Annotated in this window: 24 protein-coding genes and 1 pseudogene; 13 read left to right on the top strand and 12 right to left on the bottom strand. The window is 65.5% G+C overall.

Annotated elements, in window-relative coordinates; all coding sequences use genetic code 11:
* Nucleotides 1-3: 3 nt before the first annotated feature.
* Genes AC1ZV1_RS14030 through tssB form a run of 5 tightly spaced genes read right to left on the bottom strand, consistent with a single transcriptional unit; the run spans nt 4 to nt 5,859 of the window.
* The gene (locus tag AC1ZV1_RS14030) at nt 4-1,755 is read right to left on the bottom strand and encodes an OmpA family protein (RefSeq protein ID WP_484297274.1); all 1,752 of its coding nucleotides are present in this window, start codon (nt 1,753-1,755) and stop codon (nt 4-6) included.
* Nucleotides 1,756-1,757: 2 nt separating this feature from the next.
* The gene (gene tssL / locus AC1ZV1_RS14025) at nt 1,758-2,405 is read right to left on the bottom strand and encodes a type VI secretion system protein TssL, short form (protein WP_484297273.1); all 648 of its coding nucleotides are present in this window, start codon (nt 2,403-2,405) and stop codon (nt 1,758-1,760) included.
* 20 nt (nt 2,406-2,425) lie between these two features.
* Nucleotides 2,426-3,778, bottom strand: a complete 1,353-nt coding sequence (gene tssK / locus AC1ZV1_RS14020; RefSeq protein ID WP_484297272.1) for a type VI secretion system baseplate subunit TssK — start codon at nt 3,776-3,778, stop codon at nt 2,426-2,428.
* 21 nt (nt 3,779-3,799) lie between these two features.
* A complete protein-coding gene (tssC, locus tag AC1ZV1_RS14015; protein ID WP_484297271.1) occupies nt 3,800-5,338 on the bottom strand; it encodes a type VI secretion system contractile sheath large subunit in 1,539 nt (512 codons plus the stop codon).
* Nucleotides 5,339-5,349: 11 nt separating this feature from the next.
* Complete coding sequence (gene tssB / locus AC1ZV1_RS14010; protein ID WP_484297270.1) at nt 5,350-5,859, bottom strand: type VI secretion system contractile sheath small subunit; 510 nt, start codon at nt 5,857-5,859, stop codon at nt 5,350-5,352.
* Nucleotides 5,860-6,386: 527 nt separating this feature from the next.
* Here tssB and AC1ZV1_RS14005 point away from each other — a divergent pair.
* The 7 genes and pseudogenes from AC1ZV1_RS14005 to AC1ZV1_RS13975 all read left to right on the top strand — a co-directional run bounded on the left by AC1ZV1_RS14005 (nt 6,387) and on the right by AC1ZV1_RS13975 (nt 12,909).
* A complete protein-coding gene (locus AC1ZV1_RS14005; protein WP_484297269.1) occupies nt 6,387-6,893 on the top strand; it encodes a sigma-70 family RNA polymerase sigma factor in 507 nt (168 codons plus the stop codon).
* Nucleotides 6,890-7,816, top strand: coding sequence for a FecR domain-containing protein (locus AC1ZV1_RS14000; protein WP_484297268.1), 927 nt, complete (start codon nt 6,890-6,892; stop codon nt 7,814-7,816). Before AC1ZV1_RS14005 ends, AC1ZV1_RS14000 begins: the two co-directional genes overlap by 4 nt.
* A gap of 123 nt (nt 7,817-7,939) precedes the next feature.
* Nucleotides 7,940-9,166, top strand: coding sequence for a TonB-dependent receptor plug domain-containing protein (locus AC1ZV1_RS13995; protein ID WP_484297267.1), 1,227 nt, complete (start codon nt 7,940-7,942; stop codon nt 9,164-9,166).
* An 18-nt stretch (nt 9,167-9,184) separates the two neighbouring features.
* A complete protein-coding gene (locus tag AC1ZV1_RS13990; RefSeq protein WP_484297266.1) occupies nt 9,185-10,345 on the top strand; it encodes a TonB-dependent receptor in 1,161 nt (386 codons plus the stop codon).
* Nucleotides 10,346-10,363: 18 nt separating this feature from the next.
* Nucleotides 10,364-11,522, top strand: a pseudogene (locus tag AC1ZV1_RS13985) (PepSY-associated TM helix domain-containing protein).
* Nucleotides 11,519-11,716: a hypothetical protein gene (locus tag AC1ZV1_RS13980; RefSeq protein WP_484297265.1), complete on the top strand. Its 198-nt coding sequence runs from the start codon at nt 11,519-11,521 to the stop codon at nt 11,714-11,716. Before AC1ZV1_RS13985 ends, AC1ZV1_RS13980 begins: the two are co-directional and overlap by 4 nt.
* Nucleotides 11,713-12,909: an MFS transporter gene (locus tag AC1ZV1_RS13975; RefSeq protein WP_484297264.1), complete on the top strand. Its 1,197-nt coding sequence runs from the start codon at nt 11,713-11,715 to the stop codon at nt 12,907-12,909. Before AC1ZV1_RS13980 ends, AC1ZV1_RS13975 begins: the two co-directional genes overlap by 4 nt.
* A gap of 39 nt (nt 12,910-12,948) precedes the next feature.
* On the opposite strand, the gene AC1ZV1_RS13970 is transcribed toward AC1ZV1_RS13975, so the two are convergent.
* Nucleotides 12,949-13,863, bottom strand: a complete 915-nt coding sequence (locus AC1ZV1_RS13970; protein ID WP_484297263.1) for a LysR family transcriptional regulator — start codon at nt 13,861-13,863, stop codon at nt 12,949-12,951.
* Nucleotides 13,864-14,040: 177 nt separating this feature from the next.
* On the opposite strand from AC1ZV1_RS13970, the gene AC1ZV1_RS13965 reads away from it, so the two are divergent.
* From AC1ZV1_RS13965 to AC1ZV1_RS13955, 3 genes are read left to right on the top strand one after another with little or no spacing between them, the layout of a single operon-like run.
* Nucleotides 14,041-15,378, top strand: coding sequence for a nucleobase:cation symporter-2 family protein (locus tag AC1ZV1_RS13965; RefSeq protein WP_484297262.1), 1,338 nt, complete (start codon nt 14,041-14,043; stop codon nt 15,376-15,378).
* Nucleotides 15,379-15,434: 56 nt separating this feature from the next.
* Nucleotides 15,435-15,944 carry a nucleoside deaminase gene (locus AC1ZV1_RS13960; protein WP_484297261.1) on the top strand — a complete coding sequence of 170 codons (510 nt, stop codon included), beginning with the start codon at nt 15,435-15,437 and terminating at the stop codon, nt 15,942-15,944.
* Entirely contained in the window at nt 15,941-16,291 is a 351-nt protein-coding gene (locus AC1ZV1_RS13955; RefSeq protein ID WP_484297260.1) for a hydroxyisourate hydrolase, read from the top strand. The genes AC1ZV1_RS13960 and AC1ZV1_RS13955 overlap by 4 nt, the downstream gene beginning before the upstream one ends.
* Nucleotides 16,292-16,344: 53 nt before the next feature.
* Here the strand turns inward: AC1ZV1_RS13955 and AC1ZV1_RS13950 are convergent, their stop codons facing one another.
* Nucleotides 16,345-17,118 carry an ABC transporter ATP-binding protein gene (locus AC1ZV1_RS13950; protein WP_484297259.1) on the bottom strand — a complete coding sequence of 258 codons (774 nt, stop codon included), beginning with the start codon at nt 17,116-17,118 and terminating at the stop codon, nt 16,345-16,347.
* Between the two features lie 493 nt (nt 17,119-17,611).
* Here AC1ZV1_RS13950 and AC1ZV1_RS13945 point away from each other — a divergent pair, with 493 nt between their 5' ends.
* The 3 genes from AC1ZV1_RS13945 (at nt 17,612) to AC1ZV1_RS13935 (ending at nt 19,012) form a co-directional block, all read left to right on the top strand.
* Nucleotides 17,612-18,058: a hypothetical protein gene (locus tag AC1ZV1_RS13945; RefSeq protein WP_484297258.1), complete on the top strand. Its 447-nt coding sequence runs from the start codon at nt 17,612-17,614 to the stop codon at nt 18,056-18,058.
* Nucleotides 18,059-18,223: 165 nt separating this feature from the next.
* Nucleotides 18,224-18,403, top strand: a complete 180-nt coding sequence (locus AC1ZV1_RS13940; RefSeq protein WP_024762799.1) for a hypothetical protein — start codon at nt 18,224-18,226, stop codon at nt 18,401-18,403.
* A 93-nt stretch (nt 18,404-18,496) separates the two neighbouring features.
* Nucleotides 18,497-19,012 (top strand): N-acetyltransferase family protein, encoded by a 516-nt coding sequence (locus AC1ZV1_RS13935; RefSeq protein WP_484297257.1) that lies wholly within the window; start codon nt 18,497-18,499, stop codon nt 19,010-19,012.
* On the opposite strand, the gene AC1ZV1_RS13930 is transcribed toward AC1ZV1_RS13935, so the two are convergent.
* The 5 genes from AC1ZV1_RS13930 to AC1ZV1_RS13910 all read right to left on the bottom strand — a co-directional run bounded on the left by AC1ZV1_RS13930 (nt 18,982) and on the right by AC1ZV1_RS13910 (nt 25,408).
* Complete coding sequence (locus AC1ZV1_RS13930) at nt 18,982-20,091, bottom strand: M14 family metallopeptidase (protein WP_484297256.1); 1,110 nt, start codon at nt 20,089-20,091, stop codon at nt 18,982-18,984. The two genes, AC1ZV1_RS13935 and AC1ZV1_RS13930, sit on opposite strands and share 31 nt — an antisense overlap.
* A 57-nt stretch (nt 20,092-20,148) precedes the next feature.
* Nucleotides 20,149-21,423: an MFS transporter gene (locus AC1ZV1_RS13925; RefSeq protein WP_484297255.1), complete on the bottom strand. Its 1,275-nt coding sequence runs from the start codon at nt 21,421-21,423 to the stop codon at nt 20,149-20,151.
* A gap of 2 nt (nt 21,424-21,425) precedes the next feature.
* Nucleotides 21,426-22,628 (bottom strand): M20 aminoacylase family protein, encoded by a 1,203-nt coding sequence (locus AC1ZV1_RS13920; RefSeq protein ID WP_484297254.1) that lies wholly within the window; start codon nt 22,626-22,628, stop codon nt 21,426-21,428.
* A 109-nt stretch (nt 22,629-22,737) separates the two neighbouring features.
* Nucleotides 22,738-23,655 (bottom strand): LysR family transcriptional regulator, encoded by a 918-nt coding sequence (locus AC1ZV1_RS13915; RefSeq protein ID WP_484297253.1) that lies wholly within the window; start codon nt 23,653-23,655, stop codon nt 22,738-22,740.
* Between the two features lie 394 nt (nt 23,656-24,049).
* A complete protein-coding gene (locus AC1ZV1_RS13910; RefSeq protein ID WP_484297252.1) occupies nt 24,050-25,408 on the bottom strand; it encodes a DUF1329 domain-containing protein in 1,359 nt (452 codons plus the stop codon).
* Nucleotides 25,409-25,421: the final 13 nt, after the last annotated feature.

The following is a 25,421-nucleotide window of genomic DNA, read 5'->3' as shown; positions in this document are numbered from 1 at the left end:
CTTCTATTGGGATGAGAGCGTCGCCTGGTAACGAGGCGACTGGGGTTGTCCTTCCGGTGCCTGGGCCGGGACCGCGCAGGCTCCCGTTTCCGGCACCAGACGGATATCGACCCGGCGGTTGGCCGCTCGGCCCGCCGGTGTGTCATTGCTGGCGATGGGTTGCGCGGCGCCATGGCCCTGTACCGCGAAGCAGCTGTCGGGCAGGTCGCCCATCTGCTGCATCCAGTCGCGCACGGCGGCTGCGCGATCCCGCGATAGCACCAGGTTGCGTGCTTCGTCGCCGGTGGAATCGGTGTGCCCAGCGACGACGATCAGCCAACCCGGCTGGGCCTTGATGCCCACCAGTGCATTGACCAACACCTTTGTCGAGCCCGGCTTGAGCTGGGCGCTGCCGCTGCCGAACAGCGAGAGGCTGTCCAGTCGGACCGGATCGGGAATTTTCATCGTGGCCTGCACGACCGACATGGGCGGGCGGTAGGCGGCGATGGCAGCCAGCAGCGGACGACGAATCCGCTCGGCGGCATACAGGCCGAGGCCGAGCGGCAGGGGCTCGCCTTCGCGGTAGTAGCGATCCAGTCGGGCCGCGTCGTTGCGGAGCACCACGATGGCCTGCTCGCGCTGCCGGTGTTCCAGCTGATCCGGAGAGGTCGGCTCGGCGATTGCCTGGAAACGCAACAGGTCATCGCTCAACTGGCGCACCAGCAGGACGTTCTGCCACGCGGAGCTGCCCAAGCCGATAGCCGCAGCGAGAACGAACAGCCAGAGCGCACGCAGCGTTGTCCGCCGTGCCGGTGTGACTCCGGGTCTGCGGGGAAGGCGTGGCAGCAACGGATCGGGGAATGGCAACGGCTCATGACCGGCCTCTCGCCCAGACGCCTGCAGCGCAGTGCGCTCAAGCAACCAGTCCGACCAGAGACTATCGGTGCGCAGCGACGGGCCACCGGCGGTAAGCATCTGTGCGCAAGCGATTGGGGAGCACGGCGTCTCGCGCCCTTCGCGCGAAGTGAGATGGGGAAGCACCGCGCGGGTCACCCAACGCGCCAGACTCTGCGCCTCGATATGGGCGCCCAGGCGTGCTGACCGGGTAACCAGGTCGGCGGGAAGCGCCTGCCATCGTGCTGCATCCACGCTGCCCGAGCCATCGTCGACCGTCAGTGCCTCGGACTCGCAGCCCCTGATGAACCAGGAGCCGTCGCCTTGCGCCGACTGCAGATAGGATCCCAGCACGACCGGCAACGCTAGGCCGCCACGGCGCAAGCGCGCCATTTGCTGGCGGAAACCCTGGAGGTTTCCGGCGAGGATTGCCGGGTCCTGCTGGGCGGCAGGATTGACCACATGGAACACGCCGATCTGCCCGCTCCAGTGCGGACGGTTTGCCAGCACCTGGTCGATGACCGAGGCCAATTGATCGACACTCGTCACCCGCAGGTAGCAGCCTTGCGCAGTGACGCGCAGGACCAGCCGATCCTCGGCGGCATCGCCGAACAGCATGGCTAAGTCATCACCGCAGACCGCTACAACCGGCAATGCAAACTCTGCCGACGGCAAGCTGCAACCCTTGGCCAGGAGCAGCGAGCTCCGCGCCTTGTCACGCCGGCCGGCGACTATCCAGCCCAGGCCGACGACGACCAGGATCGCCAGCACCAGCCATAGTCGCCCAGCCAAGGGCAGCGGTATTACCGCGCACGCCAGGGCAAGGCCCAGTAGTCCGGCCCAAAGCCACAAGCCGCGCGTCCAGTTGAGCTGCAGCGACATGCTTACACCTGCCCGGGCAGCAGGGCGGCAACCGTGTCGCCCAGTACCCGGTGCAACACCAGCCACAGCCCCACCAGCAGAACCACCGCCACCGCTACATGCAACCATGGCGTGGACAGCCAGCGCCGCAGGCTTCCACCACCAGCGCGCACCAGCAGGGGAGCCCCGGAGCTCGCTCCGAACGGCTCGACCTGCTCGCTCAATGCCGTCAGCAGACGCTCGCGCTCAGGATCACTTTCTGTCTCGTACCGGCCAAGGAAACCCAGCATCAGCACGCGCTGGTAGCAGGTCAGCACACGGTGATCCGGGGCCGGCTCGGACAAGACTTCGCGCATGTCTTCGTACAGCTGCTCGCCCGCCTGGTGGCGATTGAAGAAATGCGCCTGCAGGGGCGTGGCCGTCCAGTAGTCGCGGGTCGCCGGCTGTGCATTGCGCATCACCGTTTCATCCAGCAATGCACATTGCGCATAACAGATCTGGTTGATCGTACGCTGGCTCATCCCTGCTTCGATCAGTCTGTTGCGAGTTTCTTCCACCTGTGCCGCGCAATGATTCCAGAGCTCGGCGCCACTCTTCGGCGCAGCGCTCTGGCGCAACTCCACGACCAGCAGGTAGCTGTCCTGCAGCAGCGCGTCGATGTCCACTTCCATGGTTTTTCCAGTCGCTTTCGTCATGAGCGCAGCACCGCGAACAGGTCCAGTTCGACGTCCCCGAGCGTGCCGGGAACATACAGGGCACAGCTGCCGGACTCCTGCATCGCACGGGCCTTGGGATGGGCCAGGTCGAGCGCGAAGTACTGGTTGCCCAGGCGCATCGGAATCGCCGCGGGTACGTGACTGAGTGGCAGCAATGGGACACCATCGAGCGCAACGCTAACCAGGTGGTCCACGTCATCCGGCGCACCAACCTTGCACAACTTCGGAAACTGGCTCTGGACCTGGGCGGCGGGTAGGCTGGAGCGCACCGACAGGTAGAAGTCCACCCCTCCAGCTTCGCGCAGACGACCGTCGTGCAACTTCGCCTGCCAGCGCTGAGCGGTGGGATGCTCCAGCTCCAGGGCAACGACACGGGACGGCAAACTGGCCTCCAGCAACGATGAGATCAGCCGGAATAGCGGCGGGAACACCTCTTCCAGCCGCTCGTGTCGGTAGCCGGGAATGGCTGCAATGTCGTGCTCCAGCGAGAAGGTCATCAGGCTGCCCGCCAGCTTGGCCAGCTCCCGGTAGACCTGCTGTGGATGCTGCCCCGGATGTGCCAGCAGGTCGGCCAGGACTGGCTGATAGGTGTTCAACGCATTGAGCAGCCAGAACAGCGACACATCCGCCACGGCGAAGTCGGCCATGCGCTCGTTGCTTTCGCGGCGCATGCCCATCAGGCGGGTGCGTTTGGCGGACAGCTGCGTCATCAGGTTGTCCAGCTGCTCCAGGAGAGGCGGATGGGCGTCGAAACTGAGCAGCGGCGGGACGAACTGCGAGTCCAGCACCCAAACGCCTTGCGCATCACGCAGCACTCGCGCCACCGGGCAGGTGAGGTACTCGGCGTTCTCGTCGCCGTCCAGGCGCAACGACAGCAGGTGCTCCAATGCAGCCATGGACTCGGCGTCATCGCCGTAGAGATCCTGCACCTGCCGCCAATCCTGACGATAGCGGACCGGCTGGGCGGGATTGCCCTCGCTCATCTGGCAGTTGCCACCATTGGCGTGCTCCAGGGGCAACGCCAGCAGTAAGGTAGCGACCATTTCCTGTTCAGGGAGACGCTCAAGATCCAGCGCCGGCGGCAGGCGGTCGGCCATGTCGCTGTCGATCAGCGTGCCATCCGCGAGCCGCACCCGCAGCCGGGCAGCCTTGAGCTTGCCCAGCCGCAGTGCGTCATGGTCGAACTGTGCAACCTGCACCCCCCAGGGGTGGACCACCGACATGCGTGCCACGCATTCGTTGGTCCAGGCCTCCCAGCGTGCCTGTTGCTGGAATTGCTGCGGGGACAGCAGAGCCCCGGCAGCCCATAAGGGGCGGTCGATCTTCATGAGTGTCTTCCGTGACGACGCTTAGGCTTTCGCCTTAGGCATCTGCGAGACCAGGGACAGGTTGACGTCCATGCCTTCCACCTGGAAATGCGGGACGGCGTAGAGCTTCACGCGGAAGAAGCCCGGGTTGTCGTCGATGTCCTCCACCGTCACCTTGGCGTCGCGCAGCGGGTGCGAAGCCTGCAGATCATCGCTGGGATCGGTCATCTCGGTGACCAGGCCGCGAATCCAGTTGTTCAGCTCCAGTTCGAGGACGCGGCGGTCCTTGGTGGTGCCTATGTTTTCGCGCTGGATCAGCTTGAGGTAGTGTGCAATGCGCGAGAGCAGGAAGATGTACGGCAAGCGCGCGTTGATACGGCTGTTCGCGGTGGCATCGGCGGTCTCGTACAGTGCCGGCTTCTGCGCGCTGTTGGCGGAGAAGAAGCAGGCATAGTCGCGGTTCTTGTAGTACGACAGCGGGATGAAACCGAGGTTGGCGAACTCGAACTCACGGGTTTCCGGGATCATCACTTCCGAGGGAATCTTCACCTGGTTGCCGGTGCCCAGGTCATACAGGTGGATCGGCAGGTCGGTGACCGCTCCACCCGCCTGCGGTCCGCGTATCTGCACGCACCAGCCGTTGTTGATGAAGCTCTTCACCATGTTGGCGGCGAAGGCGAAGGTGGCGTTGGTCCATAGGTATTTGTCGTGGTCCGGGCCCTTGACGCTCTCGACGTAGTTGAAGCTGCGCACCGGGATGGTATCCGGGCCGTAGGGCAAGCGGCCGAGCACCCGCGGCATGGTCAGGCCGATGTAGCGGGAGTCATCGGAGTCGCGGAAGGACTTCCACTTGAGGTATTCGGCGCGATCGAAATAGTTGCCGATGTCCTTGATCGCAGCCACCTCCTCCATCGTTTCCTTGCCGAAGAACGCCGGCCCCACCGAGCCAATGAACGGCATGTGGGCCGCGGCGGCGACCTTGGAAATGCTGCGAAGCAGGGCGATATCCTGCGGACCGCGATCGAACTCGTAGTTGGAAATCGCCGCGGCAATCGGCTCGCCACCGGGAGTGTCGTATTCTTGGGTGTAGGTGTGGACGTACAGGCCGCTCTGGGCGATTTCCGGTGCGTCCTCGAAGTCCTGCACCAGGTGGTCCTTGCTGATATCCAACAGTTCGATGCGCACGTTCTGGCGGAAGTCGGTCTGGTCGATCAGCGACTTGACCCCGCGCCAGGTGGACTCGACGCGCTGGAAGTCCGGGTGGTGCATGATCGCATCGAGCTGCCGGCTGATCTGCTCGTCCAGCTGGGCGATGTGCTCGTCGAGCAGGGTCTTGTCGAGCCGCTCGACCTTCTGCGAAGAGCGTTTGAGCAGGTCGAGGAAGACGCTGACGGCGGCGGTGACACGCTCGTCGGCAGAAACATCCGACAGTGCATCGGTGCTCTGGTAGATCTCGATATCGGTCAGCGACGACACCGGGCTCAGGTTGATCTTGTCGAACAGGGTGGTATAGACGCCCTGCCCCTCATGGGTCAGCACGGTGCTGCCCGACGCTACTGCCGTATTTCCTTCTGCGGACATGTCATCTCTCCTTAATGCTGGGCTTCATCGTGCGGGGCAAGCGCGGCGAGTTCGGCGCGCAGTTCGCTGCTCAGGGCGTCATCCTTGAGGATTCGCTCCAGCTCGCGACGGAAGGTGACGTTGTCCAGCAGGTTCGACTTGAGGTCGCGCAGCAGATTGCGCATGGCTAGCAAGGCACGAAGTTCGGGGAGTTGACGGGCCACCTGCTCGGGCTCGAAGTCCTTCATGTGGCGGAAGGACAATTCGACACTGGCATCGGAGCCATCGTCGGCGATCGTATTGGGTACAGCAATCTTCAGCCGGGGCTGAAAGTCCGCCAGCACATTATTGAAATTGTTCTTATTGATATCGACCTTGCTGCGCTCGGACAGCGGACGAAGTTCACGACCGTTGCTGTAATCACCCAACACCATGAGCTTCAGCGGTAGTTCTACTTTCTTCTGTGCCCCACCGGTGTGCAGGTCGAGCTTTATATTGACGCGAGCCTTTGGAACTTCATTCTGAAAACTATCAGATGCCATGATTACCTGCCTTACAATCCCTTTGTTAATGCAAGCACGCAACGCGACCGTAGCCTCTAGACGGCCGATGCGCGCGACGAATATGAAACTCAAACCGCTCCAAGCGACTGGACTATCCAACAGCCCGCCTAGCCATTCCATAAGAAATATCTGGAAAATCCAGTCCTTCTTGACCCAGCCGTATCTGCAAGAGAATTTCTCGAAAACCCTCGAAGACTGCCACGAGTGGAGACTATTTCAACCCCAATCATCAGATTAGAAAGCCTTTAGGAATCACCTTACAGGTATTACTCATGAATCCCTTCAGCGAAGTAGCCTTTCAAATACCCAAGAAGTAATTTGCTGCGTGAAAATTCTGAATTATTTATGTCCGTATTCCCCGAAAAAAGGCATGACGAGTATCAACGTCCTTCACGGTTACCGGTGGGTCAGGGTCCATTCGCGGTGATTTGTTCTTGGCCGGGCTTGTGAGCGCCCCACGACAGCCACTTTCATGAGAAGCATTCTCAAATGATAAAAGTTCTGCCATGCCCTCGGTCGACGCTCCCCTCCACACCGCCGTCAGCGAGCTCTATCAGCACCATCACGGTTGGCTGCAATGCTGGCTGCGTCGTCGCCTGGGCTGCCATGAACAGGCTGCCGACCTGGCCCAGGACACATTCACCCGCCTGCTCGGCGCACGCCGGGTGCTGGATGCCCGCGAGCCGCGCGCGTACCTCACCACGATGGCCAAGGGGCTGATGATCAACTGGTTCCAGCGCCAGTCGCTGGAACGCGCCTACCTCGAAGCGCTCGCCAATCTGCCCGAAGAGCTGGCGCCCTCGCCGGAGCAACGTTACCTCGTCCTGGAAACCCTGCACGAGGTGGATGCCCTCCTCGCCCGCCTGCCCGAGCCTGTGCGCCAGGCCTTCCTGCTGGCGCAGATCGAGGGGCTGAAGTACGAGGCCATCGCCGAGCGCCTGGGCGTATCCCTGGGGTCGGTGAAGCGTTATATGCAGCAGGCCGTCCGTCATTGCCTGGAACTGATGGAATGAGCGCCGCCGAGCCGATCGCAGCGCGCATCCTCGACGAGGCGGCAGACTGGCTGGTCCGCCTGCAGCACGATTCCAGCGATGAAAATCGACGCGCCTGCGTCGACTGGCAACGCCAGAGCCCGCAGCACGCGCGAGCCTGGGATCGTGCCGAACGTCTGCTGGGCTACCTTGGCAGCCTGCCTCCGGCGCTGGCGATGCCGACACTGGGCCGCGAACGCACGCTGGATCGCCGACGCGCCCTCAAGCAACTGGCCGTGCTGTTGGCCGTCGCTCCGGTCGGCCTGGCCGCTTGGCGGACCCAACCCTGGCAGGATTGGAGCGCCGACCAGCACACAGCAGTCGGCGAGCAGCGCAAGTTGCCGCTGCCCGATGGCAGCCTGCTGACGCTCAACACCGACAGCACGGTGGACATCGCCTTCACTCCGGCGCAGCGCCTGGTGCGTCTGCTGCGCGGGGAGATCCTCCTCGATGCGCGCGCGGACAGCCGGCCGTTCCTGATCACGACCCGCGAAGGCCGGATTAATACCCGCGAGGCGCGCTTCAACGTGCGCCAGAGCGATGCCACGACCAGTATTTCCGTGCTCCATGGGCGTGTCGAAGTGGCACCGCTGTACGGTGCAAACCAATGGCTGGGTGCCGGGGATTCGGTGCAACTGTCAGCGCAGCTCCCCCCCTCAGCGAGCCCGGATGCCTGGACCCACGGCATGCTGATGGCCGACCGCATGCCCCTGCAAACACTGCTGGGCGAACTGAGTCGTTATCGCCGCGGCGTGCTGCGCTGCGAAGCTGGAGTGGCGCAACTGGCGGTGTCCGGGGCCTTCCCGTTGCTGGACAGCAACCTCGCGCTCTCGATGCTGCTAGCTACCTACCCCCTGCGAATCCGCCGGGTAACGGACTTCTGGATCTCCCTGGCAGCAGTCTGACGACTGCCCCCATGCATTGATGAAAATAATTCCAAATGAAGTGAGACCTTTTCTCACTTGAGCTGGCAACAGGGGAACATCTCCCGACACGAAGCCCGCAGAGGCGCGAAGGTACCCCCGTCCATGTCCAGCAGACTCACACAACCCGCTTCGCTTTCCCTGGCAGTACGCACCGCCCTCCTATCCCTCGCGGTCGCCGTCGCAGCGCCGGTCATCGCTGCACCGGCCGCCAGCGAAGTACGCAGCTACAGCATTGCCCCCGGCCCGCTGGCGCATGCCCTGGCGTCGTTCGCCAGCGAAACCGGCGTGCACTTGTCCTTCGACCCGGAGCTCACTGACGGCACGCAAAGCCCAGGCCTGAACGGCAACTACTCGACTCGCAGCGCCCTGGAGCGCCTGCTGCAGGGCAGCGGCCTGGAGCTGGAGCAGCGCGGGGACGGCACCTTCACCCTGGTCCGCTCACCCAGCCCCGACGCATTGCAGATGCAGCCGTCGCTGATCACCGGCCAGGCCGCCGGCCCGGAAGACCGGCCCGCCGAATACGCTGGCGGCCAGGTGGCTCGTGGCGGGCGTCTCGGCCGGCTGGGCAACACCGACCTGATGGATGCGCCCTTCAGCATCACCAGTTACACCGAGAAGACCATCCAGGACCAGCAGGCACGCAGTGTCGCCGATGTGCTGCGCAACGAACCCTCGGCGCAGATCGGCAGCGCACGCACCAACCTCAACGAAGACTTCTCCCTGCGCGGCTTCCCGGTGGTCAGCGCCGACGTCGCGTTGAACGGCATGTACGGCCTGGCGCCGTTCTACCGGGTGCCGGTGGAAATGGCCGAGCGCGTGGAGGTGGTCAAGGGCCCGAGCACCATGCTCAACGGCATGCCGCCCAGCGGCAACGTAGGCGGCGCGGTGAACCTGGTGACCAAGCGCGCCGGCGACGAACCGCTGACCCGCGTGACCATGGACTACCTGTCCGACTCGGTGTTCGGCACCCATGTCGACGTCGGCCGGCGCTCTGGCGAGGGCAACGAATTCGGCGTGCGCTTCAATGGCGTGTATCGCAACGGCGACACCACCCTCGACAAGCAGGAACTGGAAGACGGCCTCGGCTCCCTCGGCCTGGACTATGCCGGCGAACGCCTGCGCCTGTCCGCCGATTACATCTGGCAACGCGAAGACCTCACCAACGTGGTCCGCCAGTTCTCCGTCGGCCCTGGCGTGACGAAGATTCCTCATGCTCCGGGTAACGACCTGAACTACCCCGGCTACGGCGATTCCGAGATGGTCGATCGGACCCTGGTGTTCCGCGGCGAATATGAGCTCACCGATTGGCTGACCGGATACGCCGGCTAAGGCGACCGACGCAGTGAGATGGACGCGCTGGCCGGCAACCCGGTACTGATGGGCGACGCTGGCGACTTCGTTTCCAGCCCGGCCTGGCAGGTCTACGACGTTGGCTCGCATTCCGCCGAAGCGGGCCTGCGCAGCACCTTCAGCACCGGCCCGGTGGAGCACAGACTGAACGTCGGCGCGACCCGCGTGGTGCAGAACTCGGACATCTTCTTCCTCTACACCGCCTTCCCGTCGCGCGCATCGAACCTCTACAACCCGGCCTACAGTGGCACGCCGAGCACCGACGACTACCCGAAGAACGTGCAGAAATACACCGCCCAAACCCTCACCAGCTATGCGCTGGCCGACACCCTGTCGGTCCTCGACGGCCGCGTCGAATTGAGCCTCGGCGCGCGCAAGCAGCGCGTGGAGTCGCAGAACTTCGAGATGAACGTCGGTACCCCGGCGAGCGCCGGCTATGGCGAGGAAAAGACCACGCCCATGGGCGGCATCGTGGCCAAGCCGTGGGAGAACATCTCGCTCTACGCCAACTACATCGAGGGCCTGAGCCCGGGCGAGACCGCCCCCATCGGCAGCAGCAACGCCGGTGAGATGCTCACGCCTTACGTCTCCAAGCAGAAGGAAGTCGGCATCAAGGGCGAGTGGGATGGTTTCGGCGCGACCCTGGCCGCGTTCGAGATCAAACGCCCGAGCAGCGTCAACGACAACGGCCGCTTCACCCGCGGCGGAGAACAGCGCAACCGTGGCCTGGAGCTGAGCCTGTTCGGCGACGTCACTGAGGGTGTGCACTTGCTCGGCGGCGCGTCCTACACCCAGGCGAAGCTGACCAGGACCCAGGACGGCCAGTACGACGGCAACAATGGCATCGGCGTGCCGCGCAAGCAGCTGAGCCTCGGCGGCGAGTACGACATCACCCAGGTGCCGGGGCTGTCCGTCACCGCCCGCACGATCTACACCGACGAGCAGTACGTGGACCAGGCCAACAGCCTGAGCATCCCGGACTGGTGGCGCCTGGATCTGGGCGCGCGCTACCGCTTCGAGACCCTCGGCAAGCCGGTGGTCCTGCGCGCCAACCTGGATAACGTGTTCGACAAGGACTACTGGGGCACTTCCACCGCCGGGTACCTGTACCTGGGCGAGGGTCGCACCCTGCAGCTGTCCGCAAGCGTGGACTTCTAACGAAGAAAGAGCCTGACGATGACCGCCAAAGCCCTCCGCACCTGGTACCTGGTACCTGGTGCACAAGTGGACCAGCCTGATCTCCACGGTATTCCTGCTGATGCTCTGCCTCACGGGCCTGCCGCTGATCTTCCACGAAGAGATCGAGCGCACCTTCGAGCCGCACCCGGAGCTGAAGCCGCTCACCGAACAGTCGCCGAAGATCGACTACGACGATGTGGTCGCCCGCGCGCTGGCGGCACGACCGAGCGAAGTGGTGCGCTTCGTCTACTGGGAGCAGGACGATCCGCTGGGCGGCGTCATCACCGCGCCAACCCTGGTGCCGCCACCGGAGGACGGCCATGTGCAGCCGTTCGACGCACGCACCGCGGAGTTCTTCGACGCGCTGCCGCCGCCGGGCGGCTTCATGCACATCATGCTCAAGCTGCACACCGACCTGTTCATGGGCCTGCCCGGCTACCTGTTCCTCGGTTTCATGGGGCTGCTGCTGGTGGCCTCGCTCGTGTCCGGCGTGGTGGTCTACACGCCCTTCATGCGCAAGCTGGACTTCGCCACCGTGCGCTCGCAGCACAGCTCGCGGCTGAAGTGGCTGGACCTGCACAACGTACTGGGCATCGTCACCCTCGCCTGGGTGCTGGTGGTGGGCGTCACCGGGGTGATCAACACCCTGGCACTGCCGATCCTCATGCTCTGGCAGGGCGGCCAGCTGGCGGAAATGACCGCGCCGTACAAGGACGCGCCGCCGCTGGAGCAGCTCGGCTCGTTGCACAAGGCTATCGAAACCGCGCGCAAGGCGGCGCCGGACATGGAGGTCAGCTTCGTCGGCTTCCCCGGCACGCAGTTCAGCAGCAAGCACCACTACGCCGTGTTCATGCGCGGTAATACGCCGCTGACCGAACGCCTGCTCAAACCCGCCCTGGTGGACGCCGAAACCGGCGAGCTAACCGACATGCGCGAGATGCCGCTGTACGTGAAGACCCTGCTGCTGTCGCAGCCGCTGCACTTCGGCGATTACGGCGGCATGTCGCTGAAGATCGTCTGGGCGCTGCTGGACATCGTCAGCATCGTCATCCTGGCCAGCGGCCTGTACCTGTGGTTTGGGCGCCGTCGCACCCCCATCGAGAAACGCCTGGCGGAACTGGACTCCGGCGGCCTGGCGACGGAGGGCAAGGCATGAGGCGCGGACTCTGGATGATCTTCCGCTGGCCTCTGGCGCTCGCCGTGCTGAGCACCTTCGGGCTGCTCTCGGCGCTGCTGGGCGATGGGGTTTTCGACGTACTGTCGTGGATTTCCCTTGGTGTTCCGCTGCTCCTGCTCGTCCTTGTATGGATACGAATGCCCCGCCGCCCCAAGGAGCCCACCACGAAATGACCGCCATGCCACCCCAGGCGCCCACCCTGAACCTGCGCCCACTGATGTTCGAAACCTTCGTCTGCACGGTGGCGGTGATGTCCTTCGTCGCGCTGATCGGCCCGGTGGCGCGTACCCTGGGCCTGGCGCCCTGGCAAGCGGGAATGACGGTGACCATGGGCGGCATCGCCTGGATGCTCATGGCGCGTGTCTGGGGCATCGCCAGCGACCGCCTCGGCCGCCGCCGCGTGCTGCTCCGCGGCCTGGCCGGCTTCGCGATGACCTATGCGCTGCTCTGCGGGTTCATGGCGCTGGCACTGAACACCTCGATGTCACCGCTGCCAGCCTTCATCGGTATCGTCGCGCTGCGTGGCCTGGCAGGCGGTTTCTATGCCGCGGTGCCAGCCTGCTCGGCGGCACTGGTGGCCGACCATGTGAGCGCAGACAAGCGCGCCTCGGCCATGGCCGGGCTGGGTGCCGCCAGCGCCGTCGGCATGGTCGTCGGCCCGAGCTTCGCCGGCCTGCTGGCCATGCTCGGCCTGGCCCTGCCGCTGCTGCTCACCAGCCTGCTGCCGCTGCTGGCGCTGGGCATGCTGTGGAAGTGGCTGCCGCACCATGAACGCGCCCAGCAGCGCAAAGGTCCGGCACTGGCGATCAGCGACAAGCGCCTGCGCCGCTCGCTGACCCTGGGCTTCATCGCCATGGTCTGCGTGACCGTGGCGCAGATGACCGTCGGCTTCTTCGCCCTCGACCGCCTGCAACTGCCACCCGCCGACGCCGCCCGCGTTGCGGGTATTGCCCTGACGTCCGTGGGCGTGGCGCTGATCTGCGCGCAGATGCTCGTGCGCAAGCTGAACTGGGCGCCGCTGCGCCTGATCGGCGTAGGCGGCAGCGTCTCCGCACTGGGCTTCGCCACGGTGTGCTTCGCCGTGGCCCCGTGGATGCTCTATGCCTCCTGCTTCGTCGCCGCCGCCGGCATGGGCTGGGTCTTCCCCGCCGTCTCGGCGCTCAACGCCAACGCTGTGGAAGCCGACGAGCAAGGCGCCGCCGCCGGCAGCCTGGTCGCCGTGCATGGGCTGGGCATGATCAGCGGACCGCTGCTGGGCACCCTGCTGCACCAGGTCGACAGCCGCGCGCCGTATGGGCTCGTCGCCGCGCTGCTGCTGCTCGGGGTCGCCTCGTCCGTCCTGCCGCGAAAACGCGCAGCGGTTTGACGAGCGCCAGCCAGCAGACCAAGCGGCGTGCCATCCCCCTCACAAGGTCGTGGGCACACCTCGCCGATCCAGCTCGAACACCTTGCTGCGTTGCAGGCACTCGCGCAGCCAGCGCTCGGCCTTGCCCGGCCGGCGTCGACGCTGCCAGAGCAGATCGACGCCCACCAGCCAGTCCGTGTGCGGATAGGCCTCCAGCTGCAACTCGACCAGTTCGCCCGCCGCCAGCTCCCGCTGGATCAGTTGCCGGGGAAGGGTTGCCCAGCCGAGACCGGCACGGACCATTTCCACCAGCGCCAGATAACTCTCCGCCTGCCAGACCTGCGCGGCTCGCAGGTATTCACTGCTGGGAAGCTTGTGCGCATGAGCGACGAACGCCAGGCGCCGGTGGGCGTGCAGGTCCGCGAAGCCAATCCGCTCGCGCTGGGCCAGGGCGAACCGCGCATGGCAGACATGGGCCATGATCAGCTTGCCCAACTGCTGGAAGGCCAGCTCCTGCGGATACTCCGGCTGGGAGAACGCCACTCCGAGGTCTGCGTCGCCCTTGAGTACCAGCTCGCTGACATCGCCATGCACGGGGTGGCGGATCAGCAGGTCGACGAAGGGAAAGGCCGCGTCGAACTCGCGCAGCACCGGGATCAGCGAGCCATAGGGCACCTCGATGGCCAGGGTGAGCGAGGGCTCGACCTGTTCCGCCAGGCTGTCGGCGCTGCCCTCCAGCGCGTAGCAGCGCTCCAGCACCGCCTCTGCCTGCAGCAGCAGCTTGCGGCCGGCCGCGGTGAGTGCCGGGATACGGCTGGAGCGGTCGAACAGCTCCACGCCCAGGTCCGTCTCCAGATTGGCGATCGCCGCGCTGATAGTGGATTGCGTCCGCCCCAGGCGCCGCGCGGCCGCGGAAAAGGACCCGGCCTGGACCGCCGTGACGAACACCTGCAACTGCTCCAGCGAAAAGCGCATGGCTGATCCCCCCTTTTTATCCATCGATGCTAGCGATGGTTATTCATTTGTTCCATCGCTTATTTCGCAGGACTATCTCCCCCGACATCGGCAGCAGCTGCCCCCGACCACTGTGCTGCGTGTCACTCCGGGCGCCCGTAATAACAACAAGAGCCGCACCTTCAGGAGATTCATGACATGAGCCTTACCCGCGTTCACCCGGTCGACGAGATCCTGCCCCTGCGGCAGCTCTTCACCTTCGGCCTGCAGCACGTTCTGGTGATGTACGCCGGCGCCGTCGCCGTGCCGCTCATCCTCGGCAGCGCCCTGGGCCTGACCCAGGCGCAGATCGTCACGCTGATCAACGCCAACCTGCTCACCTCCGGTATCGCCACGCTGATCCAGACCCTCGGCTTCTGGCGCTTCGGCGCCCGCCTGCCGTTGATCCAGGGCTGCTCCTTCATCGCCCTGGCGCCGATGATCATGATCGGCAAGCAGTTCGGCCTGCAGGAAGTGTTTGGCGCGGTGATCGCCGCCGGCGCCATCACCCTCGCCGTCGCGCCGCTGTTCAGCCGGATGTTGCGGTTCTTTCCACCGGTGGTGATCGGCAGCCTGATCACCATCATCGGCATCTCGCTGATGCCTGCCGCCGCCATCTGGCTGGGCGGCGGCAATCCGGGCTCGGAGGACTTCGGCAAACCGGCCAACCTGCTGCTGGGCATGGCCACGGTGGCGATCACCCTGGTGATCTACGCTCGTTTCTCAGGGTTCATCGGCAACCTCAGCGTGCTCATCGGGCTGGTCGCCGGCAGCCTGCTCGCCGCCGCCTTCGGCATGACCCATTTCGGCCAGGTGGGCGAAGCGGCCTGGTTCGAACTGAGCCCGCCCATGGCCTTCGGTGCACCGCAGTTCTCGCTCACGCCGATCCTGATCATGGTCCTGGCGATGCTGGTGATCATGGCCGAGACCACCGGCAACTGCCTGGCCATCGGCAAGCTGGTGGGCAAGCCGACCGACCAGCGCACCCTGGGCAACGCCTTCCGCGCCGACGGCCTGTCGACCCTGCTCGGCGGCCTCTTCAACAGTTTCCCTTACAACGCCTTCACCCAGAACACCGGGCTGATTGCCCTTTCCAACGTGAAGAGCCGCTTCGTGGTTGCCGCCGCCGGCGCCATCATGGTGTTGATGGGGCTGTTCCCCAAGCTCGGCGCGCTGATCGCAGCGGTCCCCACGCCAGTGCTCGGCGGCTGCGCCATCGTGATGTTTGGCATGACTACCGTGGCCGGCATCCAGGAGCTCTCCCGCGTGCGCTTCGAGGGCACCCGCAACGGCATCATCGTCGCGGTCTCGGTCAGCGTGGGCGTGCTGCCGATGTCCTTCCCCGCCCTCTTCGAACACGCCAGCGGCCCGCTCAAGCTGGTGCTGGAGAGCGGCATCTTCCTCGGCGCGATCACCGCCATCCTGCTCAACCTGCTGCTCAACAACGACAAGAGCCCTGCCGCCGAACCCGCCGGCCAGGCCAGCATCACCGAGTGACCCACCGTGCGGGCGCTCCTGGGCGCACGCACACCTTCACTGCCCAAGGAATCGCCATGACTCACTTCAGCACACTCACCCCAGCCGGCCTGTCCGACCTCGACCTCGACCTGCTGCGCCAGTCGATCCGCCTTTCCCAGGAGTCCCGTGAGCGCGGGCGCCATCCCTTCGCCGCCCTGGTCGCCGATGCCCAGGGCCGGGTGATCGCCAGCGCCGGGAACAACTCGATGCCGCCCGAAGGCGACCCGACCCAACATGCCGAACTGGTAGCCGCCGCCCTTGCCGCGCGTCTGTTGAGCCCGGAAGAACTGGCCGACTGCACGCTCTACACCAGCGCCGAACCCTGCTGCATGTGCTCCGGAGCGATCTACTGGACCGGCATAGGCCGAGTGGTCTACGCGCTGTCCGAGCACTCGCTGCTCGGCCTGACGGGCGCGCATCCGGAGAACCCGACATTCTCCCTGCCCTGTCGCGACGTCTTTGCCCGCGGCCAGCGCGTGATCGACGTGCACGGCCCGGTGCTGGAGGACGAAGCCGCGACGGCCCATGCAGGATTCTGGGAATGAACGGCGGCCTGTCCATCCATGTCGTCGACATCGCCAGCGGACGTGTCGCGCAGGGGCTGGAGCTGAGCGTCGAGCGGCGGGATGGCCGCGTGATCCTGCACGGCTACATCGATGAGCGAGGCCTGTTGCCGGGACTGGAGGCGCTCGCCGAGCAGTTTGGCAGCGGGGTCTACGAGGTGCGCCTGCACGTCGCCGACTTCTACCGGAAAGCCGGTGCAGCGCTGCCCGACACGCCCTTTCTCGATGCACTGATCTACCGCTTCGGCATCGGCGATGCGCACCAGCACTATCACCTGCCGTTCAAGCTCACCGCGTGGGGCCTCTCCTGCTTCCGTGGCGGCGCCTGAGCAAGGCAACGATGAAGCGGGGCTTCGCCGTCGGGCGAAGCCCCGGCGCTCGGTCAGGCATGCCAGCAGCGATACCAGCCATCCTGCTCAGTCACCTTCAACGGCGCCTGGTACAACGCGGACAGATGCTCGCTGGTCAGGATCTCGGCCTTCGGCCCGTCGGCCACCACCTTGCCGTTGGCGATCAGCACCACGCGCTCGATCTCCGGGATGATCTCGTCGAGGTGGTGGGTGGTGATGATCATCGCGTGCTCCGGGCCACAGAAGCGCCGCAGCAGCGTGAGCATCTGCAGGCTGGCGCCCATGTCCAGGCCGTTGGCCGGCTCATCGAGGATCAGCGCGCGGGGTTCGTGGATCAGCGCACGCGCCAGCAGCAGGCGGCGCTTCTGGCCGGTGGAGAGGCGCTGGAACATGCGCTCGGCGTAGCCGTCCATCTCCACGGCGGCGAGCATTTCGCGGGCCTTCTCGACCTGCTCCGGGCTCGGTTGCAGGTGGCCGTGGCTGCCGATGGCCCCGAAGAAGCCGGAGATCACCACGTCCAGCGCCTGGGTGAAGGGCGTGTAGTCTTCCTGCAGGTCCTGGGAGACGAAGCCGATGCGGCTGCGCAGGTCCCAGAGCGTGACGTTCTGCAGGCCGAACAGGTTCAGCGAGCTGTCCGGACGATCCACCGGATAGAGTTCGCGGCTGATCAGCTTGAGCAGCGTGCTCTTGCCGGCACCGTTGGGACCGAGGATGGCGACCTTCTCGCCCTCGCCGATGTGCAGGGAAAAACCATCCAGCACGCGGGTTTGCTGCTGGTAGGCGGTGACGTTGTTGAAATCGATCATGGGGCGCTTCACGTCCGGGCTTGGGGCAGCCGCTGACAGTAGGCGCCTTGCGCGTCTGGCTCAAGTCTTCCTTGCGGTGCTGCGGCGCTTTCCTCGCGCTTCGCCCCGACAGGGGTGTCAGTTGAACAGCGACACCAGGCTGGCGATTGAACCGGTGGCCTCTTTCCGAGCATGGCCGCCTGTCCGACGCGACGGCGTGATGGCTCGATCCGTAACGGGTTCTTTACAACCGCTGTCCGGCACGCCGCCCGAGGCCGCAGAGCGCCGTGCCTCCCCGGTATGCACGCTTGGCTATTGCGGAGGACCACCGTTATGCACGAATGCTCGTTGACAGTCTTCCGCCGCTTCAGTCAGATGGCCTTTCGTTCAGGCAAATGGCATTGCTGGCCGACTGTGTGCGTTGTGGTCCTGCAATGCCGCGATGACGAAACTTTGGCGATCCCGACTCGCTCACGAAAGTTTTCTCGTTTCATCGATACAGGAGATGCCGGCGATGTTGAACCAGGCAGCCCGGAACACCCAGGACGTCGAATTCGACGAGCAATTCCTCCTCGCCTTCGAGATCCAGGTCCTGCAGAAGGCCTTGCCGGCCTTCGAAGAGGCCTCGCGCTTCGCCCGCGACCGAGGCTTGCGCTGTAGCGTGGAACTGATCACCAACGCAGACGGCCACCCCGAACTCAGCCTTTGCGCCACCCAGCGCGATGATCTGCCGGACAGTTGCTACCGGCTGATCGCCGACCCGGCTTCCCAGGGCATCGTCCACGAGGAGTTCACCGCCGTGAACCGCCGCACGCGACGCCAGGGCGCGCGCCTGGCGACGCTGACCTCGCGATCGCTGGAGCTGCAGCTGGAGGCCTTCTTCATGCACGCCTTCGGCATGCGGCTGGACTACAACGTTCTGCGCCTGGACTACTCTTACGAGCATGCTTCCGGGCTCTAAGCCCTTGTCGACACCACCGGTCGTCGGCACGGCCGGTGGCGGACCGAGCGTTCCGTCGGACAGTTCCTGCAAAGGATGATTTATGGCAACGATGAACGCGCCGAAGTCGCTATTATTCGCGCCCTGTGCGCCACCTCGTGCGTGTTTCCTCGTTGTCGCTTCGCCATGAATGAATTCCTCGTGCATTTTCAGGACGGTCATTGCCTGGGCAAGACCGTGCTGCGCTCGTTTTCCCGTCAGATGACCCTCTCCGAGGCGCGCGTGCGCCTGCAGGCCTGCTACCCGCTGCGCGTTCCGCACCTGCTGAACATCCTGCACCTGACGCCGATGCTGCCCGGCCGCTGATCGGCCACCCATACAGTTTTCCTGCACCACTGTGCCTGCAACCGGGCATCGTCCGTGGCTAGAGTCGTTCGTCCCGATTTCAAGGAAAGCACCATGGCCGACCTGCTGATTCGCCCCGCCTGCGCCGACGACGTGCCCGCCATGCTGGACCTGATCTTCGAGCACGGCCCCAATGACTGGAACTTCCTGCCCGAAGGCCCGGTGCGCGAGCACTTTCAGGGAATCGTCGAAGGTTCGGTCTGGGCGCTGGTCGCCGAGGATGGCGAAGGGTTGCGCGGCCTGGTGACCTTCCAGCCGAGCGACGCGTTCGGGCGCTTCCAGCGGGACGGGCGCACGCAGCACGCCTACATCGCCGAGGCCACGGTGCACCGTGGCGAGGCCGGTCGCGGACTTGGCACGCGCCTGCTGCGCGCCGCCATCGCCGACCTGGTGGCCCGTGGCCTGCCCGACATCTATATCGAGCGCCATGAAGAAAACCCCGGTTCCGCCGGAATGATGCGCAAGGCCGGCTTCCGGGAACTGGAAACCTTCGCCGACCCGCAGCGCCGGCCCAACGGGTCGCGACGCACCACGATCTGCTACCTGGACGCGCGCACCGGCGCCACCTGAGCCTCGCCCAGTCCGGCAAGGGCCTGCCGCGCGGCCTCGCCGGCCTGCTCCAGCACCTGGCGCTTCCAGCCATCCTCGTCGACGTAGAAGGCGTTGCGCAGCTGGCGATGAATGCGCCGGGCCTTTTGCGCCGGGACGCCGGGGTTGTTGGCCAGCCACTGGTCGGCGCGCAGCGCCTTGAGCACCTTGAGTCCCGGCAGCGTGCCGTACTCCAGGGCGATGGCCGTCAGCTCCGCCTGCGGGCACTCGCTGACGGCAGAGAGAATCATCTGCCCCTGCAACTGCACCGACACCGACCCGCCCTCGTGTGCCGACGTCACCTCCGTCCCCCACCAGCGGCGCGTGCGTGCCAGGGTCTGCGGATCATCTGCGCCTACGTAGATGCGCTCGCCGTGCCCCTTGGGCCCCAGGCCGGTGTGCACGTCGATCCAGCCCAGGCGCGCGCAGTCGCGGGCGTGCTGGCGCAGCACCTGGCGCACGGCCTGGTTGCTCCAGGTGGGCTTGGCGCCGATGTAGAACAGGCCGTTGGGGTGGCTGTCCTGGCCGCTGGAAATGGCCGCCTGCAGCTGCTTGCGGCCGTGACGCATGGCGTAACGCAGCAGACGCAGGTGGCTGGCGAAGGACGGCCAGCGCCGTGGAATCAGGATCGGGTCCAGCACCGGGTAGGCCTTGTTGCGCTGGCGCGGCCGGGAGAAGTCGATGAAGTTGCGGTTGAGGTCGACGTTCTCGTGGGTCCAGCGCCGCCACCAGGAAAAACCATGGGGGTTGGCCGCGTGCAGGTAGAGCACCGCGCAATCGGCCTTGGCGCATTGCTCCAGCCAGTCGGGGTCGTTCAGCAATGCAACCTGCACCGCCGAGCCGCAGAAGCCTTCCACGCCGTGGCAGCCGCTGCTGATGATCAGCAGGTTGCGCGCATCCTGCGGACCACTGCGCGCCACATCCAGCGCCAGGGGCTCGCCGTCGCGGCCAGTCAGCGGGTGACGGTGGGATTCGACCACCAACCCGGCGGACAGGCAGGCGGCGAGAAACTTGCCACGCGCTTCGGCGTAGCTCTGGGAAAAGCAGGCAGACGGGGTCATCACCGCTCCGGATGATTGGAGGTTGCGGGGCCCGCCGTGCGGGCCCCCGGATGGGTATTAGGCGTGGCCGACAGCACCGGGCAGCGACGCTTTGCTGTGCTCACCCTGCAGCGACTGGCGGGTACGCTCGGGGGCGATGATCCGACAGCCGAGGATGGCGCAGACCACGGTGAGCACGCCGAACAGGCCGAGTGCCGTCTCGAAGCCATGGGCGATGTCGCCGCCGCGCAACTCGACCAGTTGGCCGACGATCCACGGCGCCAGCATGCCGGCGCTGGTCATGCCGCCGATATGAATGGCCAGCATCGAACCACGCTGCGCACTCGGCGCGATGTAGGCGACCAGGGTGTTGCAGAAGGTCGGCAGGACGTTCACCAGGATCGCGCCCAGGGCGTACAGCACCAGGATCGCCAGGCGATCGCCGTGCAGCAGGGTCAGCGCACAGAACGCCACACCGGCGACCGCCGCGAAGACCATCGGCGGCAGCACCATGGCGCGCTGTACCGAGGCGCCTCGCTTCATCGCCCGCTGCGACAGCGTCGAGAGCAGCAGGTTGGCGAGGATCACTCCAACCGTCACCACCATGACCGTGTAGCCCGACTGCATGGGCGTCATGCCCTGGCCCTTCTGCAGGTAGACCGGCACCCAGCTGTAGACCAGCGCAGTGGGCAGGTAGCTGAGGAAACCCATCAGGGTGATCCAGATGAAACTGCGGTTGAGCAGCAGGCGGCTGTAGGGCAGGCGCAGCGACGAGCCCGGCCCCTCCTCCTCGGTCTGCTGGCCTTCGCGGCCAAAGATGAGCCAGACAACCAGCCAGGCCAGCCCGAGCAGCGCCAGCAGGAAGTACGCGGTACGCCAGCCATAGTGCTGGATCGCCAGCGGCAGGCTGAGCGCGCCGAGCACCGCACCGAGCATGATCGATACCTGGATCAGCGCCGACGGCAGCACGCGCTCCTTGGGGCCGAACCACTTGAAGCAGGCGTGCTGGGTCACTGCGGTGCCCGGCCCGGTGCCGGCGCCCAGCAGCAGGCGCCCGGCGACCAGCGCAGCAAAGCCGCTGGACAGCGCCACCAGCAGTTGCGAGGCCATCCACACCACGGACATGCCGGCGAGAATCCAGCGCGTCGGGAAGCGGTTGGCGAGGAAGCCCACCAGCACCCCGGAGATCGAATAGAGGAAGAAGAACGCGCTACCGATGAAGCCGAACTCGGTCGGCGACAGCTTCAGTTCGTCGATGATCTGCGCGCCGGCAAAGGCGAAGATGGTCTTGTCCAGCACACTGATGACCATCACCAGCATCAGCAGGAGGAGTACCCCATTACGTCGGGTCATGCTCAGGCTCCCGTGCTCAGGAAGGTTTCCACCAGCCGCACCCAGAGGGCCGCGCCGAAGGGAATGGCCGCGTCGTTGAAGTCGTAGCCGGGGTTGTGGACCATGCAGCCGCTGGGCCCGCTGTTGCCGTTGCCCAGGGCAATGTAGCAGCCGGGGCGACGCTCGAGCATCCAGGCGAAGTCCTCACTGCCGAGGAAGCCCGACGGCACCTCGGAAAGCAGGCGCTGCGGGCCGACCAGCTCGGTCAGCACCTGGCGTGCGAGGCGGGTTTCCTCTGGCGTATTGACCAGCACCGGCACCAGTTCCTCGTATTCGTACTGCAACTCCATGCCGTGTACGGCAGCGACACCACGGGTGATCTCACCGATGCGCTGTTTGAGCAACGCACGCACTTCGGGCTTGGTGGCGCGCACGCTCAGGCGCAGGTCGGCGTGGTCGGGAATGACGTTAGCCGCCTCCCCTGCTTTCAGCATCCCCACGGTCACGACCCCCACGTCGGTGGACGGCACGTTGCGTGCGACGATGCTTTGCAGGGCCATCACCAGTTCGGCGGCGGCAACGATAGGATCCCTGGTCAGGTGCGGCATGGCACCGTGACCGCCGATACCGGTCAGTCGGATCGACACGCGGTCGGAGGAGGCGGTCAGCGCGCCCTCACGGGTCAGGAAGCAGCCCACCGGCAGGCCCGGCGCGTTGTGCAACGCGTACACCGCATCGCAGGGGAAACGCTCGAACAGGCCGTCGTCCATCATCGCCACGGCGCCGCCCAGGGTTTCCTCCGCGGGCTGGAAGATCAGGTTGAGCGTGCCGTCGAAACTGCGCTGCTCGGCCAGGTCGCGGGCGGCGCAGAGCAGGATGGCGGTGTGCCCATCGTGGCCACAGGCGTGCATGCGACCGGCGTGCTGGCTGGCGTAGGGCACGCCGCTGGCTTCGTCGATGGGCAATGCATCCATGTCGGCGCGAATGCCAATGCTGCGCGCACTGTTGCCCTGGCGCAGCACACCGACCACGCCGGTGCCGCCCACGCCTTCATGGACGTCGTAACCCCACCCGCGCAGGTAGCCGGCCACGATGGCGGCGGTGCGCGCTTCCTCGAAGCCAAGCTCGGGGTGCTGATGCAGATCCCGGCGAAGCCGGGCGAAAACGTCCTGGGATGCAAGTAACCGTTCGACGGTTTCGTGCTGGGAAAGGGGGTGCTGACTCATGCCGCATCCTGCTCATTGTTCTGATTAGGCCGGCAGGATGCCCCACGCGCGAGGCGCTGAATAATGACCTTCGCGCATGCTTATCAAGGCTGGTTATCGACGTGGGCGCTCACTCGGTCTTGCCATCGGCCTTGCGCAGGTGCGGCCCCTTGAAAGCGTAGACCAGCTCATCCACCAGCGTCTGCGCCTCGCGGGTCATCAGCTCCGGCGGACGGCAGACCAGGGAAATGTCAGTGCCCGGCACGGTCTCGGCGATGTCCAGTGCATCGAGGGTGCCGGAAACGATGGGCAGGTCGAACACCCGCCGCGACCAGAAACTCACCGCGTCGGTGTTGGCCGCCAGTTCGGCGTAGAGCACCACCGAGGCGCACTCGATGACGCGTTCGGGCTGGCGCACCTGGTATTGCTCGAACATCTGCCCGGCGAGGGAGACGTCCAGCGAATCGGGGACCAGCCACTCTTCGTCGAGCAACTCGTGCAGCGAACGCGCATGGCGCAGCGGATGGCCCTTGCGCACCGCCAGCGTGGTGGGCTGGGCATAGAGCTCCTGCCAATGGAAGCCGTCGACATTGCGCGAGGACGGCTGCGAGGTCAGCACCAGGTCCAGTTGCCCTTCGCGCAGGCCTTCGAGCAGCTTCGCCGGGCGCAGCTCGCTGATCTGCAGTTGCACCTTGGGGTAGCGTTTTCGGTAACGCAGCAGACAACTGGCGAACTGCTGGCTGGGCGTCACCGGCGATACGCCGATGGCCACGCGGCCATCCATGGCACCCTTGAGCGTCTCGATCTCGTCCCGCGCGCGGCGCACTTCTTCCACCACCAGGCGAGCACGGCGCACCAGCCGCTCGCCGTACTCGGTGGCGGTGATCCCGCGGTTGGAACGCACCAGCAGCGGGACGCCCAGCTCGGCTTCCAGCTCCTTGATGCTCTTGGACAGGGCGGGCTGGGAGATGTGCAGCAGGCGCGAAGCTTCCTGGATACTGCCGCTCTCGCAGATGGCGACGATGGCGCGGAGTTGATGCAACTTCATGGAGTGGTCGTCGGCTCGGGTTCGGTAACAGGGTGGACCATAAAGCAAAATCGGGGCCGGCGGGGGTAACGGTTGGTAAACGCGGGCGGACTGGTGGGTCGCGGGGGTGATTTGCCAGGAGATTCTGGCGGCGAGCATCTCCGGGAGTTTCGTGCATCGCCAGCATGGGTATCGCTGCGCTCCACGCCATCCTACGGCGAGGTTTCCTGTTGCCTTTGCGTGGAAGGATGGGTTCGCGGGCATGGCCCGCTCCTACAGGGGAGTGCCGTGCCATGGGGTTCGCGAGCAACCTCGCTCCTACGAAGCACCCCACACCAATCACCGGCAAAAAAAAGCGGCCCGAAGGCCGCTGATAAACACACGGAGCGCCGGTGAGCGCCAGTGAAGCCCGCCGTCAGCGGATGCCGGTGGCGCGCAAGGCATTGGGGGTGAAGTCGTTGCTGCTGGCCTTCACCGCAAAGTCGTAGCTGCTCTTTTCCTCGTTGCGCAGGCCGGACACCGTGTAGCGGCCGGACAGCACGTCGTAGTGGGTCTCTGCCGTCAGCCAGGTGAACTGCTGGTCGTAGAACGGCCGCGCATGGCCCTCGGACACCCGCCAGAGGCTGCCACGGCCGTCATAGGCATCGGCCTCGGCGATCTGCCAGCTGTCCTCGTCGATGTACAGGTCACGCTTGCTGTAGATGTGGCGCTGGCCCGGCTTCAGGGTCGCTACCACGTGCCACACGCGGTGCAGCTCGTAGCGGGTGTGGTCCGGGTTCAGGTGGCCAGGCTTGACGATGTCGTCGTACTTCAGCGCCGGCGAGTCGAGCGCAAAGCTGTTGTAGGGAATGTACAGCTCCTGCTTGCCCACCAGTTTCCAGTCGTACCGGTCCGGCGCACCGTTGAACATGTCGAAGTCATCGTAGGTGCGCATGCCTTCCGCGCCGGGGCTGTCGTAGCCCACCTGCGGAGCGCGGCGTACGCGGCGCTGGCCGGCGTTGTACATCCACGCCATGCGCGGTTCCTTGACCTGGTCGATGGTCTCCAGCACCAGCATCACGCTGCCCGCACGGCGCGGCGGCGAAAGGATTTCCTGGCGGAAGTAGTAGAGGATGTTGTTCATCTTCGCCGCGTCGTAGTCCTTGAGCCCGAACGGGAAGGCGAACTGCTCCTTCATGTAGCTGATGGTGTAGTCACCGTTGGTCTGCGGGTTCATCTGCGCGGTGGTGCGCAACATGGCATTGCTGCGGTAGCGGGTGACGTGGTTCCAGATGACCTCCAGGCCGTTCTGCGGAATCGGGAACGGGACGGTCATGCTGAAGTTGTTCAGCCCGTTGCCGCCTTCGGCCAGTGAGGTCGCCGTGGCGTTCGTCTTCGCCGCATTGATCACCGTCTGCGGGTAGCTCGCACTACGGTGGCTGGGGTAGACCGGAATGCGGTAGGTCTCGGGGAAGCGCTGGAACATCGCCAGTTGCCCCGGGGTCAGCTTGTCCTTGTACTGGCTCGCGTTCTGCGCGGTGATAGTGAACAGCGGTTTGTCCGCCGCATACGGGTCGGCGAGGAAACCGCCGGCGTCGGCCTTGCCGGCGTTCGGCGCAAGCCCGCCGGTCCAGGCCGGGATGCTGCCATCGGCGTTGCCCGCCTTCTCGGCGCCGATAGGGGTGAGTTCATTGCCCAGGCGTGCAGCCTGGTCGGCACCGACCGCGGCCATGACCTGCCCGGCGAGCAGACCCAGCGTCAGGCAGCCGGCCTGCAACCATTGCGTGTTGTTCATGCTTTTACCTCTG

This window comes from Pseudomonas sp. BB438 (assembly GCF_057180225.1).
This window is presented reverse-complemented; position numbering and strand designations above follow the sequence as displayed.